This window comes from uncultured Algibacter sp., assembly GCF_963976535.1.
In the GTDB taxonomy this organism is placed as follows: Bacteria; Bacteroidota; Bacteroidia; order Flavobacteriales; family Flavobacteriaceae; genus Algibacter_B.
Genome location: NZ_CAXBLF010000040.1, coordinates 1 through 16,893, shown reverse-complemented (window position 1 = coordinate 16,893; position 16,893 = coordinate 1). Strand labels below are relative to the sequence as shown.

Genomic DNA, 16,893 nt, shown 5'->3' with positions numbered 1-16,893 from the left:
ATGGATAATTCAATTTTTTTAGCAAAGTTTTGGGGATGGTATCTCATTATATTTTTTTTAATATTAAGTTTTAATCCCAAACGCATCAAACAAATTTTTAATGATCTTAACGATGAGAAATTTTTAATCATCTCATCATTTGTTGCTATAATTATTGGTTTGTTAAATATTTTATTCCATAATATTTGGGAACCAAACTGGAAACTTATTATTACTCTTATTGGGTGGGTTTCGCTTTTTATTGGACTATCCTTATTTATATTCCCAAAACGTACTATTGCTATATTAAAGTTTATTAATATAAAATTGGTACAAGTCATTTATACCTTGTTGTTTTTAACGGGGTTGTTTTTACTAAATATTGTTTATGGCATTGTACCTATGTAGTTTTTCTAAACTGATATATATCATTTCCCAGTAAGGTTTAGTGATATATATTAGCATTATAATTAAAACGTTCTTACGCATTTTAGCAGTTTAAAAAACTACGGAGTATAAAAGTATTGTTTAATTGTACTAGCTTTCAATTATTGCTTTTGCAATAATTGGGTTGTAAGGTTAAAAAATTGAATAATAAAGTTAAACTCCAGAAGAAACAGGAAGTTTCGGCTTCCTGTTTTTTATAAAGCATAGGTTTTGTTGTTGTAAGATGGCGAAACCAAAACAAAGTGTTTGAAGCTATTATTTGGCAGGAAAACCTCGATATTATCTTTAGCAATAGAGGTGTATTGTAGAAAACCAAAAGTTCAATGATGACATTAAATACTTTGGAAAAGCAGGAAGTTTCGGCTTCCTGCTTTTTATAAAGCATAGGTTTTGTTGTTGTAAGATGGCAAAACCAAAACAAAGTATTTGAAGCTATTGTTTGGCAGGAAAACCTCGATATTATCTTTAGCAATAGAGGTGTATTGTAGAAAACCAAAAGTTCAATGATGACATTAAATACTTTGGAAAAGCAGGAGGTTTAAACTTCCTGCTTTTTATAAAAATCAGAATTTTACATTGCAAAATGTTTAGTGCTGTACAGAAATGTTTGAAGATATTGGTTATCTGAAGATTTAATATAGCTTTTATTAGGGATATTAATGATTAGGAAAAGTTAGTTAATAAAATCGAACATTTCAAAAGGAAACAGGAAGTTTAGGCTTCCTGTTTCCTATTTAAAAGGTGGCTATTAATCGATTCACATACTTAATAACGTGAATAAAAAAAGGGAATGTTCATTAACAATTCCCTTTTTTTTTTGAATAAAATCCCCAATCCCCAATCCCCAATCCCCAATAATAATTGGTTTAATAAACCACCAAATTTTCAATCTGATATATATCATTGCATCGGCATGTTCTAGTATTTATATTTAGTCGTAAACAATTTAGAACCATGAGAAAAATACTGATTCCTACCGATTTTTCTGAGAATGCAATGAATGCTATTAAATATGCTATAGAACTTTTTAAATATGAAAAAAGTGACTATTACATTATGAACGCCTATCAGGACGATATTTATGCCGATGAAACGTTACTGGAAAAAGAGTCTTTAGATAAAATCACAAAGCGTATAAGTAAAAAATCATTGAAGGCACTAGAGATTATTTTAAATAAAATAAAAGAACTATCACCAAACCCAAGACATACTTATAACATAATTTCATCTAATAACATGCTTTTGGATGAGACTGATAAAATTGTAGATGAGAAGAATATAGATATTATAGTGATGGGAACTCGTGGAAAAACCAATGACAAAAAGTTGACTTTTGGAAGTCATACATTACAAGTTCTTAAATACGTGCAATGTCCCGTGTTGGCTATCCCAGAGAACTATAAATATAACCAGCCTAAACACATTCTATTTCCAACAAACTATTTATTACCCTACAAAAGACGCGAATTAAAATTGCTTTGCGAAATGGTTTCGCCTTATCGTACGGTAATTGATATGCTTTACGTATCCAAAAGTAAAAAGCTTTCTATGCGGCAAGAAGACAATCAAAATTTTATAAAGGAAGAATTGTGCAAAAACAGTCTCAATTTCAAAATAGCAAATAGTAAACACATTATTAATGCCATATATGCATACATAAAAGAAAATTACATTGATATGCTAGTTATGGTAAATACAAGACATTCTTTTTTAGAAAGCAACTTGTTTTTATCTACTGTAGATGAACTGAGTTTACATCTGAAAATTCCATTTTTAGCATTGCAAAACATAAAACGCGATTAGTTCTAACTTAAAATCTGAAAGCCATGAAAAAGATACTATTACCTACTGATTTTTCGGAAAATTCTTGGAATGCCATAACCTATGCTTTACAACTTTTTAAGAATGAAACTTGCAAGTTTTATTTGCTAAATACCTATACACCAGTTATTTATCATGTTGAATATGTTTTAGTTAATCCAGCACAATATGGTTTGGGTGATGCGGTTAGGGAAACCGCTTTAAAAAATCTGGACGATTTTAAAGTAAGAATGACTAAAGAATTTAAAAATCCGAACCATACCATTGAAACTATGGCGGCATTTAATACGCTAGTTTCGGAAGTTAAAGAGGTTACTAAAAAAAAGAAAATAGATTATGTGGTTATGGGCACCAAAGGAGCAACCGGAGCAGCCGAAATTTTATTTGGCTCAAATACCGTGCATGTTTTTAAAAATGTAAACTGTCCTATTTTAGCCGTACCAGATGATTTTGATTTTGAAATACCACATGAGGTTTTGTTTCCAACAGACTACGAAATTGATTATAAAGACCACCACTTAAACCCCTTAATTGATATTATTTCACTTTTTAATACTAGAGTGAACATATTAAATGTGTCCTATGGCAACGATTTGACAGAAGTTCAAAAAAAACACAAACAAATACTGGAAAAAAACTTTGAACATATAGTTCATTTATTTCATAGGGTAAACAGTCAAGATGTGGCTGAAGCAATAACTAACTTTCAATTAAAGGCTAGAGTAAACTTGCTGGTTATGATTAATAATAAGCATTCTTTTTTTGAAAATTTATTTTTCAAATCGACTATAAATCAAATAGGGTTTCATTTAAATAGTCCCTTTTTAGTGATACCTGCAAAAACATAAAAAGCTTAAATTATGAAATGAGCCATAATGAGTAAGTTGATACCTCCCGATTGCTATCGGTACGAAAATATTCAATAGCGAATTACATATCAAAATTATAAAACAATAAATAAAGAACAGATGAAACGGAAAATTTTATTACCCACAGATTTTTCAGATAATGCTTGGAACGCAGCAGTTTATGCCTTAAAACTTTATACAGATGAAGAATGTACATTCTATTTTTTAAACACTGTAACTGTAGCAGGAGCACCCTTCGAAGATCTTTCAAACAAACTATTAAAAATAATGGAGGAAAAAGCCATAAAGGAGTTATTGGATTTGAAGGCATTGGCAGAACGTGGAAACGCTAACGCAAATCATGATTTTGATATTATTTTAAGCACAGATCATTTAACCAAGGCCATAATGGATACCGTTAAAAAACAGGGTATCAATCTTATAATAATGGGCACAAAAGGGGCAACTGCAGCACAAGAATTTTTCTTTGGGAGCAACACCGTTCGAGTTATTAAAAACACAAATTGTCCTGTTTTAATTGTACCAGAGGAATACGATTTTATTGAGCCAAAACAGATTGCTTTTCCAACAGATTACAACCGTTTTTATGATATTAAGGAAATTAAACCTTTAACACAGTTAGCAGATTTGTATGATTCTAAAATCAGGATTGTACACATTAATGTTAAGAAGGAACTCAACGATAATCAAGATTATAATTTAATTACGCTCCAAAGTTATTTAAAAGCTTATAAGTATAGTTTACACTGGATGCCAAAGTATGCAAAAAAGGTAGTAGAAGTTAATGATTTTATCGAAGAATTGGGCATTGATATACTAGTCATGATAAACTACAAACATAGTTTTATTGAAGCTATAATAAAGGAACCTGTAATAAAAAAACTAGGGTTTCAATCTAAAATACCGTTTTTGGTTATCCCCGAATGAACTGATTTATATCATTGCAACCAATAGTTTGTAAAGGTAAATTTATGTGACACTTTTTAATTTTTGTCATGTACTAAAGTTAAATAGTGTCTGGACGGAAACACAGCAAAATTAAATTTGTTTCTTTTTGCGCCCTTTCAGTTTGTTTTTAATCGCTTGATACTAAGGCATCAACTCATAAAACTAAACAAAAACGACATCAAAACTAATTCAAATTATAAAAATCGTCTGTTTCCGTCCAGACACTAAATACTATAAAAAACAAACTCATGAAACGCAAAATATTATTACCAACAGATTTTTCCAAAAACGCGTGGCATGCCATAACTTATGCAATAGAGCTATATAAAAAAGAACATGTTGATTTTTATATTATGAATGTGTTTTCTGCTACTGGCAACATGATAAGTAATTTGATGAATATGGAACCTGGAAGTGAAATGTATGAAACCGCAAAACTAGATTCTGAAAACGGTTTAGCCAAAGTTTTGGATATGTTAACTTTTAGAGACCACGATAACCCAAAGCATCATTTTGAAACGATATCTGTGCTTAATGGCGTTGTTGAAGCTATTAAAAATGTAGTAGAAGAAAAGGATATAGAGATGATCATTATGGGCACCAAAGGTAAAACCGCTTCTAGAACAAAAATTTTTGGAGGTGTAGCCATAGCTGTGATGGAAAAGGTAAGAAACTGCCCTGTAATAGTAGTACCAGAACAAGCAAAACATAATTTGCCAAAAGAAATTGTATTTCCTACTGGTTTTAAAACCCATCTAAAAAGAAGAGAGCTTAATTATTTAATCGATTTGGCTAAAAATTGTAATGCTTCCATTAGGGTTTTGCACGTAGCTACTGAAAACAAATTGAGCGAAAAGCAACTCAGTAATAAAACCTTATTACAAGAATATTTTGAAAGCGTACCTCATACATTTCATACACTCAGCCATAAAGAAATACCTACTGCTATAAATTGCTTTGTAGAAAGCAGAGATAGTGATTTGGTGGCTTTTATAAATAAGAAACACGCCTTTTTTGGGAGCATTTTAAGCAACCCATTAGTAAAAGAAATTGGTTACGACTCCAAGGTCCCCATATTTGTAATGCACGATTTAAGAAACTAATTATGAATTATAGTCTTTAAAAAAAGACTTTTAAAATAGATTATTATGTCAAAGTCAAAATTCAATCAAATAAAACGAACCGGTGTTTGGTTAGATAAAGAAAAAGCCATTATTGTAATGCTGTATAATGGAGATATCAGCTTGAATACGATACTATCTAATATTGAGCATTTTCATGTTCGTGGTGGTTCGGGAACGCGACTAAAAGGTGGCCCGCAAGATGTTATTCAAGATAGTAAATATTTAGAACGAGAAAAGCTTCAACAAAAAAAATATTTTAAAAATTTAGCTTCAGTAATTAAAGATGCAGATGCTATTGTACTTTTTGGTCCAGCAGAGATTAAAGATAAATTTAATAAAGAGTTAAACACATCTTATAAAGAATTAAGTGCTAAAGTTAAAGGTGTTGTAAAAACGGATAGCATGACCAAAAGACAAGTAAAAGCTTGGGTAAAAGCCTTTTTTAAAGAAAGTAGATTATAGTCAATACTTATGATTTAAAATTATAACACTAATGATACAAACAAACACAATCGATATCATTAAATCATCGGGTGAGAAAGTGAAATTTTCTTTGGATAAATTAAAGACGTCCATAAAACGCAGTGGTGCAGACCAGCAAACCGTAAATCAAATTATAGACAACGTTAGAGATGAGTTATATCAAGGTATTTCAACCAAAGAAATCTATAATAGAGCATTCTCGTTACTAAAAAAGAAAAAAAGTTATTTGGCTTCTAAATACAAACTAAAAAAAGCCATTTACGAATTGGGACCAACAGGCTTTCCTTTTGAACGTTTTATTGGTGTCCTATTAAAATATTCAGGATATAAAACTGAAATAGATATTGTTTTACAAGGGCAATGTGTTACTCACGAAATTGATATTATTGCGCACAAGAATAACGAAATATATGCCATAGAATGTAAATTTCATAACGAAGAAGGGCTTAATTGCAATGTAAAGATTCCGTTATATATAAATTCACGGTATAATGATGTAAAAGCCTTTTGGAATTTAACCGCAAAAAATAAATCTACACTAACTAAAGGGTGGGTAGTTACGAACACACGTTTTACAGACGCCGCCATACAATATGGTAACTGTGTTAATTTGTATTTATTAAGCTGGGATTATCCTAAAAATGATGGTTTAAAAGATCGCATAGATCGGTTAGGATTATACCCTATTACGGTATCTACCTTATTAACCAAAAGGGAAAAACAGTTTTTACTAAGTAGGGATGTGGTATTGTGCAGAGAATTAATAGGCGATGTTTTTTATTTAGACCATCTAGGAATTTCTGAAACAAGAAAAGAAAAAATCTTGAATGAAATAAAAATGCTTTGTAATCATTAAGGGTAGACTTATACTTTTAATTGAGAGCCACTAATGCACTAATTAAAACTAAAAATAGATGTAAAAATAATTATCACAAATAAAAAATCTATAGTTTTTTGAGAATTAGCGTAGATTCTTTTTGCATTAATCCATAATAAATAAAAATTAGTGTATTCGCGGCATTTTTCAAATTAGATTTTAACTATAAAGAATAAAATTCAACATGAATAATTTTGTAAAAATCAATTTTTTAGGCGCTGCCAGTGTGGTTACGGGATCTAAATTTCTTATAGAAACCTCAGAGAAAAACATCTTGATAGACTGCGGTATGTTTCAAGGTTTAAAAGAATTAAGAACCCTTAATTGGAGCAATTTACCCGTTAACGTTAATACTATTGATACCGTATTGCTTACCCATGGTCATTTAGATCATGTGGGCTACTTACCGCGTTTAGTAAAACAGGGGTTTATAGGTAAAATTATAGGAACAGCACCAACGCTAGCTATTGCTGAAATTATATTGAAAGACAGTGCTAAAATTCATGAAGAAGAAGCCAATAAAGCAAACCAAGAAAAATATTCCAAACACAATCCGGCATTACCCTTTTACACTAAATTTGAAGCCGAAAAAACCATAAGACAGTTTCAAGCAGAATTGCTTAATAAATGGATTCCGCTTTCAACAAACATATCTTATCGTTTTCAGTATAACGGCCATATTATTGGGGCCACTTTTATTGAATTAGATATAAACGGAAAACGATTTGTATTTTCAGGAGATATTGGCAGACCCAATGATTATTTATTAGAAAACCCTAAGAAACCCGAATGGGCAGATTTTTTATTTATCGAGAGTACCTACGGAAACAAATTGCATCCTGATGACAATATAGAAGCTATACTTTCTCAAATTATTAGCGAAACCATTCATAAAAAAGGAAATTTAATCATACCAAGTTTTGCAGTAGAGCGTTTGCAAACACTCATGTATGTGCTTTGGAAACTTTATAAAAAAAATAAGATACCAAACATCCCCATTTTTATTGATAGCCCAATGGGAAATAATGTTTTAGAGGTTTTTAAGCGTTTTCCTAAGTGGCATAAATTATCAATGGCAGATTATCATGCCATGTGCAACCACATAAATTGTATTCAATCTTATAAAGAAACTTGGGAAACCATTGACGATAAACGTTCTAAAATAATTATAGCAGGTAGCGGTATGGTAACTGGTGGTCGCGTTTTAACCTATTTACAACAACTTATTGATGAGCCATCAACTACGGTACTTTTGGTAGGGTATCAAGTTGAGGGTACTAGAGGCAGACAATTACAAGAAGGGGTGCATGAAATACGCTTTTTTGGTAAATACTATCCCGTAAAAGCCACTATCAAAAGTATAGAAAGCTTATCGGCACATGCAGATCAAAACGATTTGTTAGATTGGATGAGTAATATTAAAAATATTCCAGAAAAGGTGTTTTTAATTCATGGCGAATCTACTGCTTTAGATGCATTTCGAGTAAAAATAGAAGATACTTACAACTGGCAGGTTACCATTCCAAAACTTACAGATGTAGAAAAAGTGATGATATAATCTTAAAACAGTGAAACCATGGAAACACTACAATCGTATAAAAGCTTCACAGATGATAAATCTATAGAAGAATTACAGTTCAATATATTGACGGATATAACGAGTCTTGAAAATTTAAAATTCGAACTTCAATTTTATAAATTATTATTAGATAAGCCCATTTTTAAACCTCACGAAATTAATTTGTATGAAACCCTGGTTAAGTTTAAAAATGAAATACAGGCTCTGAATGAAAACTGCACAAATTTATTGAATGATTTAAGTTCAGATGCCAAACTAATTGGAAAGAAAATTGAGTGCGAAGATTTGGCTTGCGATCATTTTTTTATTAAAGAGCATGATGCCATAAAACATAAAATATTCAACTTTAAGGAAAAAATTTTCATTTTTAAATTTAGGTTGTTTCAGTTCATAGAAAGCGTTATTAATAACTAAAAGTTAAGTACATGACAAAAATTAATTTCGAGAGATAAACTACTCGCAATTTTCAGGATAACAAAGACCTCACAGGTTTTTAAAACCTGTGAGGTCTACAAAATAAAAAATCCGTAATATGCTATATGTGTGCAGTTTATAATTCTATTCCAAATTTTTGTCATGTACTAAAAACTAAAAGTTAAAAAAAAGTTTCTAATAACTCCATTATCTGACTGATATATATCATTGTAAAAATCGCTTTCTGTAAATACATTAGAGTTACAATATAAGTTTAACCTAAATATATATTATTATGACAACATTAATGAAAAAGAGAAGACGTAACGGTTTATCTCCACTTGAAAATCAATTACTTACCCCTTGGAGTAATAGTTTATTAAGACCTTGGGGCAACAGATTATTTAGTCCTAACTTAAATAATCTGACAAAATTTGAGGACGTTTTTGATAATGATTTCTTTGAAGAAAATAGCCTGATGCCAGCAATGAACGTACAAGAGCATAAAAAAGATTTTGAAATTGAATTTGCAGCTCCAAGCTTTAATAAAAAAGATTTTGAAGTTTTTATTGAAGATGATGTACTTCATGTTTGTGGTGAAAAAGAGGTAGAAGATGAGACAAAAGAAGACGATTATGCTCGTAAAGAATTTAGTTATAAATCCTTTGAAAAATCTTTGACACTTCCGCCTTCTATAGATTTAGATCAAGATGTGAAAGCAGTTTACAAAAATGGTGTTCTAAAAATTAAACTATTAAAAAAAGAAGAAACCATTGTAAAAGATGTACCTAAAAAAGTTATTGAAGTTCTATAACTTTTTATTTAGAGCAGAAAGTAGTCATACCAAATAAATTTGAAGTTTATTTGGTATGACCATCATTAGCTTCCTTTCTGCTTTTTTTCAACCTTAAAATAACTCAAAATGAAAACTAAAAAAGTTACAGAAAAAAAATATGAAGCATGGTTAAGCACAGAAACTATGCATAGCGGTTCTCTTAAATGGTTATCTGAACTAAGGTTTGCAAAAGACGAGCAGCTATTTTTTGATGATTTGGTAAAATCGTACACCCTTCAGCTTATAGATTCAAAACATTTTATGCACAGTAAAAAAATTATTGACCAATTAAGTACCTCACAAAAGGAAACCGATATATTGATAAATACCATAGTAAACCATGAAAAAGGACTTAAAATTATGGTGGACGGCATAAATCAGCTTAAAGAAGAAAACGCTTATAAAGATGAACATGGAAAACTCATCATTAAAGTAAGTCGCTTTTTAGAAAAATACAGAGCTTTAAAATCGCAATTATTCACACTTATAAAAAGTATTATAAAAGAAGGGAAACAAAAGCGCCTGCTTCAATAAAAATAAAGCACTAATGAAACTTATTAAAATTTTAGCTATTTGCTTTTTGATTTTAGGATGCTCCACAACAGAGCTGGTTGAAAACTGGAAAAACCCGGATATTGACCAGTATTATCCTAATAAGGTTTTGTTGGTGGGTATGACTTCAAACCTTAAAGCTAGACAGCAATTTGAAAGGCAATTACAAAAAGAATTCAATACCAGAGGCATAGAAGCTGTAATGAGTTCAGCATATTTTGAGCCATCTTTTGCTTCAGAAAAAAAGACAGAAGAAGAGCTTAAAGCACTTGAAGGCAATCTTATAATGGATGGATTTGATACTATTTTATTCACAAAGGTCATAGGCGTAGAAGATAAAATTGTCTACAAGACGAATTATGACGGCTATGATAGAACCCATAGAAAGTTTAGAGAAGATTATTTAATGTATCAAGATGCTTTCTATAATCCGGATTATTATGAAGAATACACGGTGTATCATACAGAAACAGCCATGTATTGTATTTGCCCCACCAAAGACAGAGAACTTATTTGGAAAGGCTATATAGATGTTATGGATCCAGAATCTATCCGTGAGACGGTAAATGATTATGTAAGACTTGTTATTGTTGTTTTAGACGAACAACAACTTATCAACCCAGTGCTGTTTGAGGAACAATTAAATGAAGAGGCTATTAAGTAATATGAGTGTCATGATTAAAAGGGTAGTGGTCTTGGTTTTTATTTTATTGATACCAAGTTGCTCTTCAACAAGACTCATCAATAGCTGGAAAAACCCTGAGTATAAGACATTTAAACCTCAAAAAGTCTTAGTTGTTGGTGTTACGCCTAATTATGAAGCGCGCAAAGCTTTTGAGTTTCAACTTATAACCCATTTAAATACTAGAAATATTATAGCTGTACAAAGTGCTGTAGTTTTTGAAACAACGTTTACAGACTCTAAACAAGCGGCAAAAGATATTGAAGCTCAGATTGATAAATTACTATCAAAAGGGTACGATACGGTTTTGGTCTCTTTGGTTAAAAGTGTAAGTGATAATGAATCTTATGGTAGTGAATCTTCAAAAACCGATTATCATTTACGACGTTTTGCCCTTTATTATTTAGCCTATCAAAAAGCTTATTTTAAGCAGGAGCATTCCAGCAGATATAAAGTTTTCAATATTGAAACATCCTTGTATAATCTAAACAAAACGTCTGATAAGTCTTTAATTTGGCAAGGTTCTTTTGATTTGGTAGATCCATATAATAGTGATAAAGCTATGAATGCCTACATTAAAAAATTGATTAAGACTTTAGAGCGGGAAAAACTAATACGCAAAAAATAAATTAATCTTAGCTAGTGCTGATACCTTCAAGAACATCACCCACAAAATAAGAAACTGCGGTAGCCAGATTGCCTATTCTAAAGGGGCATCTTAAACCGTTCCATAAACCCTAGTTATAAACGCACCATTTAAAAAAATCTTTGCATTCAGTTGGCTTTGAAGTATAACGCCTTTAGGTTTTGTTTCCAACAACCATTGAATGGCTTGTACTAAAGGAGCCGCAGTGGTTGTTTGTATGGCTCGTAGCGTATGTTTACCTATTTGTAGTGGTTTAATATGTTTAGCAATTTCGACTCTGCGTAAGATGCCTTTAGAGTCCTTACCTTCTACAGCAGTATAAATTACAATTTGGTCGTCTTCCACATGCGGAATGTTATCTAGCATAATGTCTTGTAAACCAGAAATAGAATCTTTGGAATTTTTTTTTAAACCTGTTAATTGGTTCTCAACCCATCCATAATGGCCTGGGTGTCGCAACGTTTTATAATCCAGATGCTGCACTTTGCCGCTCAAGGCATCAGGAAGGTCTGCTGCACCGCCAGAGGTGAGATTGTCTTCATAAGTAATCCCGTTAATGATGATTCGGCTTCTTTCAGAAAGGGCAGGAAGCGCCATTTTTTTAAAATCTCGAATAACAATACAATCCTTTACATATTCTGTAGCCACACCAACGGGACTCCAAGTAAACCCGTAAAAATGTGGTGCAATGGCATGATTGGTGAGTGCGCCCACCTTTAATTCTAGTTTATCTGCCTGATTCATTTGGTAGTGCTTGCAAAATTCTTGGAACATAAAATGTGCCAATACATCAATATAACCGGGCGCTAAACCTGTTTGCAAAACGAAACCTGTTTTAGCATGTTTAGCTAAATCTATAATTTGGTTTGTTTCTGCAACATATTCGGTAAGGTTGGCATAATAGAGGTTATTATGAGTTGCGAGTTTCGCCATGGTTGGTGCTAAACTACCAGGTAAGCAGTCGAGTAGGGCATCACCATTTTTAAAAATGATTTTTACGGCGTCGGAAATATGTAATGGATCTAGATGAAACCCAATAACTTTACAAGGTTTGGTGGTGCCTTTCATAATCCAATGGGCAACTTTGTTGGCTTTTGAAAGGGTACGGTTCCCAATATAAATGGTTGGTGTTACGGTGCTCCACTCCGCCAAAATAAGTCCAGCAGCTTGCGCAATACCACCGGCTCCAGCAATAATAATGTTATAGTGCGTTTTCATAGTTGCTTTTTCATAAATAATGTACACTAATTTAAGGATAATTTACCAAGTTTAGTCTAAAAATTGGTAGCGCTTTAAAAATAAATGAAGTGTTTAATCTAAATAATTACCCGACGATTCTACCTCGGGGTTTCCGAATTTACCTCCCCAAAGGGGAGGTCGGAATTGCCTTTTCGTAATTCCGGGTGGGGCAAAATATAATCCCGGAAGCTTTCGGGACGGTTTTTTGCTCCAAGGCTAAAATGAAACCGTCTTGATCCAAGAGATAGTGGTAATTTGATAAAATAGTGGTAATTTGATAAAAAACAAAAGCCATATCATAGCAGAACTTAATCTCCGTTGATATGGCTTTTTTGAAATAACTCAACATGACCTAATTAGTATTTCTACTAATGTTTGTTTAAAATTTTCATCTAAACCTTTTCAGTTCAAGTTTTATTATTTCAACGAAACATAATTGTAATTTTCAAAATGTATTGACATATTACTAAAATGTTTCTGTTAATTGTTTTCTTGATGCTTTTCACTCCCTCTTCGCTTTCGCGTTAAATTTGCTATTAGCATTGCTCTCATTACAACATCCACTTTCACAAATGTTGCTTTTTTAAGCTTTTCATTATACTAGTTTTCACCTGCTTGCACATGTGCCACTTTTTATAATGTCATGGTTGTTTCGTATTACACGCATACACGTGCTACAATACAACCTCAAAAACAATTATATAAAGAACGTTTCCTTATTTAGAAAGTCATGTAAATTCGTTTTTAAGGCGAAACCAACCGAGGTCGTCATTATTTCTTTTGTAAATATAACATCAGATTTCAAAAAAACAAATTTTTTAAGCTATTAGATATCAACCACTTATAAACCGTACTTATTAACTTTTGTTAACAACACGAGTTGTAAATTAAATCCATCAGAATTAAATGATCTTTTTCCCTTTCTGTTTCATCATAAAAAGAACCCGTAACTAAGGCTATGCTTCATTTTTATAATTCACATTAAGAAAAAATTATTTCTTAAAAAATCGGGACAAGCTATTTTATTTTACGATATCTTTAATCAACAATTAGTGTAAAAAAAAGCCCTGAGAAAATCTCAAGGCTTTTTAAACACTGCAAATGCAGGTGTATCGTTATTAATGTCTACGCTCAGCAATTCTAGCTTTCTTACCAGTAAGGCCTCTAAAGTAGAATATACGTGCTCTACGCACTTTACCACGTTTGTTAATTTCTATTTTTTGTAATGCAGGTAAGTTAACTGGGAAGATACGCTCTACACCAATTGATCCAGACATTTTTCTAATTGTAAAAGTTTCTGAACTTCCAGTCCCTCTTCTTTGTATTACTACGCCTCTAAAAAACTGAGTACGCGTTTTGTTACCCTCTTTAATTTCGTAGAATACTGTAATGGTGTCACCAGCAGCAAATTCTGGTAAATCTATTCTTGTTACAAATTCGTCTTGTACAAATTTTACTAAAGATTCCATATCTTTAAATTTAATTATAATTAATCCAGAACAACATTCACGATTCTCGCCAGAGGTTAATCCGAAATTGGCTGCAAAAATAACTATTAATTCATAATCTGCAACCTTTTATTTGTGTTTTTTTGGTGTTTCTTTTTGCTTGAAAATATCGTAATAGTTTCATGTTTAGTAAAAGCAAAAAGTCAGGCTATCCGCTATATCTTTATGCGAAGCAGTCCCGAACTTGTTTCGGGATCTATCTATTAAATTTACATGAAGTTTCAATTAAAGTTAAATTTATTTAAAGCTTCGCATAAAGGATGCCGCTTCTATCCTTAACACAGACTTGTTTATGGTTAGTAGTTTCAATTTTAACAAAAAGTTAATCAAATTACGTCATTACGAGGAAGAATGACGACGTAATCTCACATAAGGAACTACAATTAAAAAGATTGCCACGTCGTAAAAACGCCTCGCAATGACGTTCTATTAATCATCCAACAAATCAGGGCGTCGTTCTTTAGTTCTTAAATAGGCTTGCTCTTCACGCCATTTTTCAATTTCAGGAAAGTTTCCACCAAATAACAATTCAGGTACTTTCCAACCTTTATAGTCTCTTGGTTTTGTGTAAATAGGCGGTGCTAACAATCCATCTTGAAAGGAGTCGGTTAGGGCAGAGGTTTCATTACCTAATACACCTGGTATTAATCTAATTATAGCATCGCAAAGTACAGCAGCTCCCAACTCGCCACCAGATAATACATAATCCCCAATGGAAATTTCGCGCGTTATAAAATGGTCGCGTACCCGTTGGTCAACACCTTTATAATGACCGCATAAAATAATCATGTTTTCTTTTAATGATAATTGGTTGGCAATACCTTGTTTTAAGGTTTCACCATCTGGTGTCATATAAATCACTTCATCATAATGGCGTTCTTCTTGTAATGCCGAAATACATTTATCAATAGGTTCTACCATCATTACCATACCTGCACCACCACCAAACTGCGTGTCGTCTATAGATTTGTAATTATCAGTAGTATAATCTCTTAAATTATGAAAATGGACTTCTACCAAACCGGCTTCAATAGCACGTTTTAAAATGGAAGCTTCAAACGGACTTTTAAGTAATTCTGGTAAAACAGTTATGATATCTATGCGCATTTTAATTTAATTATTTTGAAGGTTGTAAGGGGAATTTTGTTGTGATTTGGCGAGGTTCGTTTAACGCCTCGGCTATGGTTAGTACGGGAATTCAGAAAACTGAACTTTCGAACTAGCACTTAGCCAAAACTTTTTATTTTGTTTTATTTTTTCATTTTTAAAGCCAAATCAAAAGATTTGGTGGACTTAGTTAAAAGCTCAAAACTTTGGGTTAAGCACCAAAACCCGCATTAATTATGGCCATTGTTATCTGCTGGGTTTTATTATTTCGTAACTTGTACTTCTTCCGCCACCTTCTTGTTTTTTTAAAATTTTCTTATTTATTAAATCGTGTATATCTCTTAGAGCAGTATCTGGAGAACATTTATTAATTTTCGCCCATTTTGTTGTTGTTAAGTTTCCGAAAAAGGTATTAAATAGCATATTTATAATTTTTATTTGCCTTTCATTAAATGGAACAGATTTATTTTCGTTCCAAAATTTATGTTTTATCATTACTTTTTGGACAATTTCATCTGATGCAATGATTGCATTTTTTAAACAGAGTAAAAACCATTCTAACCAATCTGTGATATCAGGGGTGTTCTTTTGTGTTGTTTCTAAAATACCATAGTATTGTTTTTTTTCATTTCTTATTTGGGTCGACATGCTATAAAACCTCTCAGGACGTTTTTCAGATCTTGATAATGTAAGATCCGTAATCGCTCTAGCCATTCTACCATTTCCATCCTCAAAAGGATGAATAGTTATAAACCATAGATGTGCAATCGCTGCCTTTAATACAGGATCATCACTTTTTTCTTTATTAAACCAATTAAGAAATTGGTCCATTTCTTTTTGAATTTTAGTGGCATTTGGAGCCTGAAAATGAACTTTCTCTCTGCCCATTGGACCAGAAATCACTTGCATAGGTCCTGTAGAATCATCTCGCCAGTTACCAACAATTATTTTATGCATTCCACTCCTTCCTGATGGAAATAATGAGGAGTGCCATCCAAAGAGCCTGTCTTCTGTTAACTCTTTATTGAACTTTTGCGTTGCGTCTAACATCATTTCTACCACACCGTCTACGTTTCTATCACTTTCTACTAATCCGCTTATGTCCATCCCCAATCTTCTTGCTATGGATGACCTCACTTGATCATTATCAAGTATCTCACCTTCTATTTCGCTAGATTTAATTACATCTTGTGAAAGTGTTTCAAGAAAGGCTTCATTTTGTAAATTGAACCCTAAAGCATCCATTTTCCCAGTAAGTTGTCCCTGTAAATTTCGTACTTCTGAAACTAAATTCAGTAATTTATTTGAATCCCAAGTAAAATATGGCCATTCATCGTATTCGTATATATATTTACTCATTCTCCGCACATTATGCGGTAAATTTAATTGTTTTTCTCCGCACCGCCAAATTATTCTCCGCAAAATATGCGGTAAATGTAGTTATTTTTCTCCGCACACCACTTTGCAGATAACGTGCCTTCAAACGGACTTTTAAGTAATTCTGGTAAAACGGTGATGTTATCTATGCCCATTTTAATTTAATTATTTGGAAGGTTGTAAGGGGAATTTTGTTGTGATTTGGGGAGGTTCGTTTAACGGTTATGTATATGGAAAGTTGCGTGTTTGTGTGCGAGGATTTTCCGAAGGAAAATCGGATGCAAGCAAACAAAGCAACTCACATTGGTTAAGCTAAAACCAGCAATTTTTTATATACTTTGTTGAACTAACGTTGTGTGTCCTGCGTTACTTGGGGATACAAAATATGATTAAGTTCATTGAAAAA

General features: G+C 32.2%; 18 protein-coding genes. 13 read left to right on the top strand and 5 right to left on the bottom strand.

What is annotated here, in order from left to right; translation table 11 throughout:
- The 13 genes from AAC024_RS11140 (at position 1) to AAC024_RS11080 (ending at position 11,238) form a co-directional block, all read left to right on the top strand.
- Positions 1–387 (top strand): hypothetical protein, encoded by a 387-nt coding sequence (locus tag AAC024_RS11140; RefSeq protein ID WP_339895468.1) that lies wholly within the window; start codon positions 1–3, stop codon positions 385–387.
- Positions 388–1,380: 993 nt separating this feature from the next.
- Positions 1,381–2,229 (top strand): universal stress protein, encoded by an 849-nt coding sequence (locus AAC024_RS11135; protein WP_339895467.1) that lies wholly within the window; start codon positions 1,381–1,383, stop codon positions 2,227–2,229.
- A 23-nt stretch (positions 2,230–2,252) separates the two neighbouring features.
- Positions 2,253–3,095: a universal stress protein gene (locus AAC024_RS11130; RefSeq protein ID WP_339895466.1), complete on the top strand. Its 843-nt coding sequence runs from the start codon at positions 2,253–2,255 to the stop codon at positions 3,093–3,095.
- Between the two features lie 120 nt (positions 3,096–3,215).
- On the top strand, positions 3,216–4,043 hold the full coding sequence (locus tag AAC024_RS11125; RefSeq protein WP_339895465.1) for a universal stress protein: 828 nt from the start codon (positions 3,216–3,218) through the stop codon (positions 4,041–4,043).
- Between the two features lie 269 nt (positions 4,044–4,312).
- Entirely contained in the window at positions 4,313–5,167 is an 855-nt protein-coding gene (locus AAC024_RS11120; protein ID WP_339895464.1) for a universal stress protein, read from the top strand.
- Positions 5,168–5,212: 45 nt separating this feature from the next.
- Entirely contained in the window at positions 5,213–5,650 is a 438-nt protein-coding gene (locus tag AAC024_RS11115; protein ID WP_339895463.1) for a hypothetical protein, read from the top strand.
- Positions 5,651–5,681: 31 nt separating this feature from the next.
- Complete coding sequence (locus tag AAC024_RS11110) at positions 5,682–6,527, top strand: restriction endonuclease (protein ID WP_339895462.1); 846 nt, start codon at positions 5,682–5,684, stop codon at positions 6,525–6,527.
- 205 nt (positions 6,528–6,732) lie between these two features.
- Entirely contained in the window at positions 6,733–8,106 is a 1,374-nt protein-coding gene (locus tag AAC024_RS11105; protein ID WP_339895461.1) for an MBL fold metallo-hydrolase, read from the top strand.
- A gap of 18 nt (positions 8,107–8,124) precedes the next feature.
- Positions 8,125–8,541, top strand: coding sequence for a hypothetical protein (locus tag AAC024_RS11100; protein ID WP_339895460.1), 417 nt, complete (start codon positions 8,125–8,127; stop codon positions 8,539–8,541).
- Between the two features lie 295 nt (positions 8,542–8,836).
- Positions 8,837–9,355, top strand: coding sequence for an Hsp20/alpha crystallin family protein (locus AAC024_RS11095; RefSeq protein WP_339895459.1), 519 nt, complete (start codon positions 8,837–8,839; stop codon positions 9,353–9,355).
- Between the two features lie 108 nt (positions 9,356–9,463).
- Complete coding sequence (locus AAC024_RS11090) at positions 9,464–9,910, top strand: hypothetical protein (protein ID WP_339895458.1); 447 nt, start codon at positions 9,464–9,466, stop codon at positions 9,908–9,910.
- Positions 9,911–9,923: 13 nt separating this feature from the next.
- Positions 9,924–10,592 (top strand): hypothetical protein, encoded by a 669-nt coding sequence (locus tag AAC024_RS11085; RefSeq protein ID WP_339895457.1) that lies wholly within the window; start codon positions 9,924–9,926, stop codon positions 10,590–10,592.
- Between the two features lie 10 nt (positions 10,593–10,602).
- A complete protein-coding gene (locus AAC024_RS11080) occupies positions 10,603–11,238 on the top strand; it encodes a hypothetical protein (protein ID WP_339895456.1) in 636 nt (211 codons plus the stop codon).
- A 90-nt stretch (positions 11,239–11,328) separates the two neighbouring features.
- On the opposite strand, the gene AAC024_RS11075 is transcribed toward AAC024_RS11080, so the two are convergent.
- The 5 genes from AAC024_RS11075 to AAC024_RS11055 form a co-directional block, all read right to left on the bottom strand.
- Positions 11,329–12,474: a saccharopine dehydrogenase C-terminal domain-containing protein gene (locus AAC024_RS11075; protein ID WP_339895455.1), complete on the bottom strand. Its 1,146-nt coding sequence runs from the start codon at positions 12,472–12,474 to the stop codon at positions 11,329–11,331.
- Between the two features lie 1,139 nt (positions 12,475–13,613).
- Complete coding sequence (gene rplS / locus AAC024_RS11070) at positions 13,614–13,964, bottom strand: 50S ribosomal protein L19 (protein WP_339895454.1); 351 nt, start codon at positions 13,962–13,964, stop codon at positions 13,614–13,616.
- Positions 13,965–14,432: 468 nt separating this feature from the next.
- Positions 14,433–15,110 (bottom strand): tRNA (guanosine(37)-N1)-methyltransferase TrmD, encoded by a 678-nt coding sequence (gene trmD / locus AAC024_RS11065; protein ID WP_339895453.1) that lies wholly within the window; start codon positions 15,108–15,110, stop codon positions 14,433–14,435.
- 246 nt (positions 15,111–15,356) lie between these two features.
- The gene (locus tag AAC024_RS11060) at positions 15,357–16,469 is read right to left on the bottom strand and encodes a Fic family protein (protein ID WP_339895452.1); all 1,113 of its coding nucleotides are present in this window, start codon (positions 16,467–16,469) and stop codon (positions 15,357–15,359) included.
- A gap of 50 nt (positions 16,470–16,519) precedes the next feature.
- Positions 16,520–16,642 carry a hypothetical protein gene (locus AAC024_RS11055; protein WP_339895451.1) on the bottom strand — a complete coding sequence of 41 codons (123 nt, stop codon included), beginning with the start codon at positions 16,640–16,642 and terminating at the stop codon, positions 16,520–16,522.
- Positions 16,643–16,893 lie beyond the last annotated feature (251 nt).

What these genes read in the sequence shown, in the direction of transcription:
- AAC024_RS11095 (WP_339895459.1), top strand. Translation starts at nt 8,837, where the DNA reads ATGACAACATTAATGAAAAAGAGAAGACGTAACGGTTTATCTCCACTT.
- rplS (WP_339895454.1), bottom strand. Translation starts at nt 13,964, where the DNA reads ATGGAATCTTTAGTAAAATTTGTACAAGACGAATTTGTAACAAGAATA.
- AAC024_RS11140 (WP_339895468.1), top strand. Translation starts at nt 1, where the DNA reads ATGGATAATTCAATTTTTTTAGCAAAGTTTTGGGGATGGTATCTCATT.
- AAC024_RS11055 (WP_339895451.1), bottom strand. Translation starts at nt 16,642, where the DNA reads ATGGGCATAGATAACATCACCGTTTTACCAGAATTACTTAAAAGTCCG.
- AAC024_RS11130 (WP_339895466.1), top strand. Translation starts at nt 2,253, where the DNA reads ATGAAAAAGATACTATTACCTACTGATTTTTCGGAAAATTCTTGGAAT.
- AAC024_RS11085 (WP_339895457.1), top strand. Translation starts at nt 9,924, where the DNA reads ATGAAACTTATTAAAATTTTAGCTATTTGCTTTTTGATTTTAGGATGC.
- AAC024_RS11080 (WP_339895456.1), top strand. Translation starts at nt 10,603, where the DNA reads ATGATTAAAAGGGTAGTGGTCTTGGTTTTTATTTTATTGATACCAAGT.
- AAC024_RS11060 (WP_339895452.1), bottom strand. Translation starts at nt 16,469, where the DNA reads ATGAGTAAATATATATACGAATACGATGAATGGCCATATTTTACTTGG.
- AAC024_RS11110 (WP_339895462.1), top strand. Translation starts at nt 5,682, where the DNA reads ATGATACAAACAAACACAATCGATATCATTAAATCATCGGGTGAGAAA.
- AAC024_RS11090 (WP_339895458.1), top strand. Translation starts at nt 9,464, where the DNA reads ATGAAAACTAAAAAAGTTACAGAAAAAAAATATGAAGCATGGTTAAGC.
- AAC024_RS11075 (WP_339895455.1), bottom strand. Translation starts at nt 12,474, where the DNA reads ATGAAAACGCACTATAACATTATTATTGCTGGAGCCGGTGGTATTGCG.
- AAC024_RS11125 (WP_339895465.1), top strand. Translation starts at nt 3,216, where the DNA reads ATGAAACGGAAAATTTTATTACCCACAGATTTTTCAGATAATGCTTGG.
- AAC024_RS11115 (WP_339895463.1), top strand. Translation starts at nt 5,213, where the DNA reads ATGTCAAAGTCAAAATTCAATCAAATAAAACGAACCGGTGTTTGGTTA.
- trmD (WP_339895453.1), bottom strand. Translation starts at nt 15,110, where the DNA reads ATGCGCATAGATATCATAACTGTTTTACCAGAATTACTTAAAAGTCCG.
- AAC024_RS11105 (WP_339895461.1), top strand. Translation starts at nt 6,733, where the DNA reads ATGAATAATTTTGTAAAAATCAATTTTTTAGGCGCTGCCAGTGTGGTT.
- AAC024_RS11135 (WP_339895467.1), top strand. Translation starts at nt 1,381, where the DNA reads ATGAGAAAAATACTGATTCCTACCGATTTTTCTGAGAATGCAATGAAT.
- AAC024_RS11120 (WP_339895464.1), top strand. Translation starts at nt 4,313, where the DNA reads ATGAAACGCAAAATATTATTACCAACAGATTTTTCCAAAAACGCGTGG.
- AAC024_RS11100 (WP_339895460.1), top strand. Translation starts at nt 8,125, where the DNA reads ATGGAAACACTACAATCGTATAAAAGCTTCACAGATGATAAATCTATA.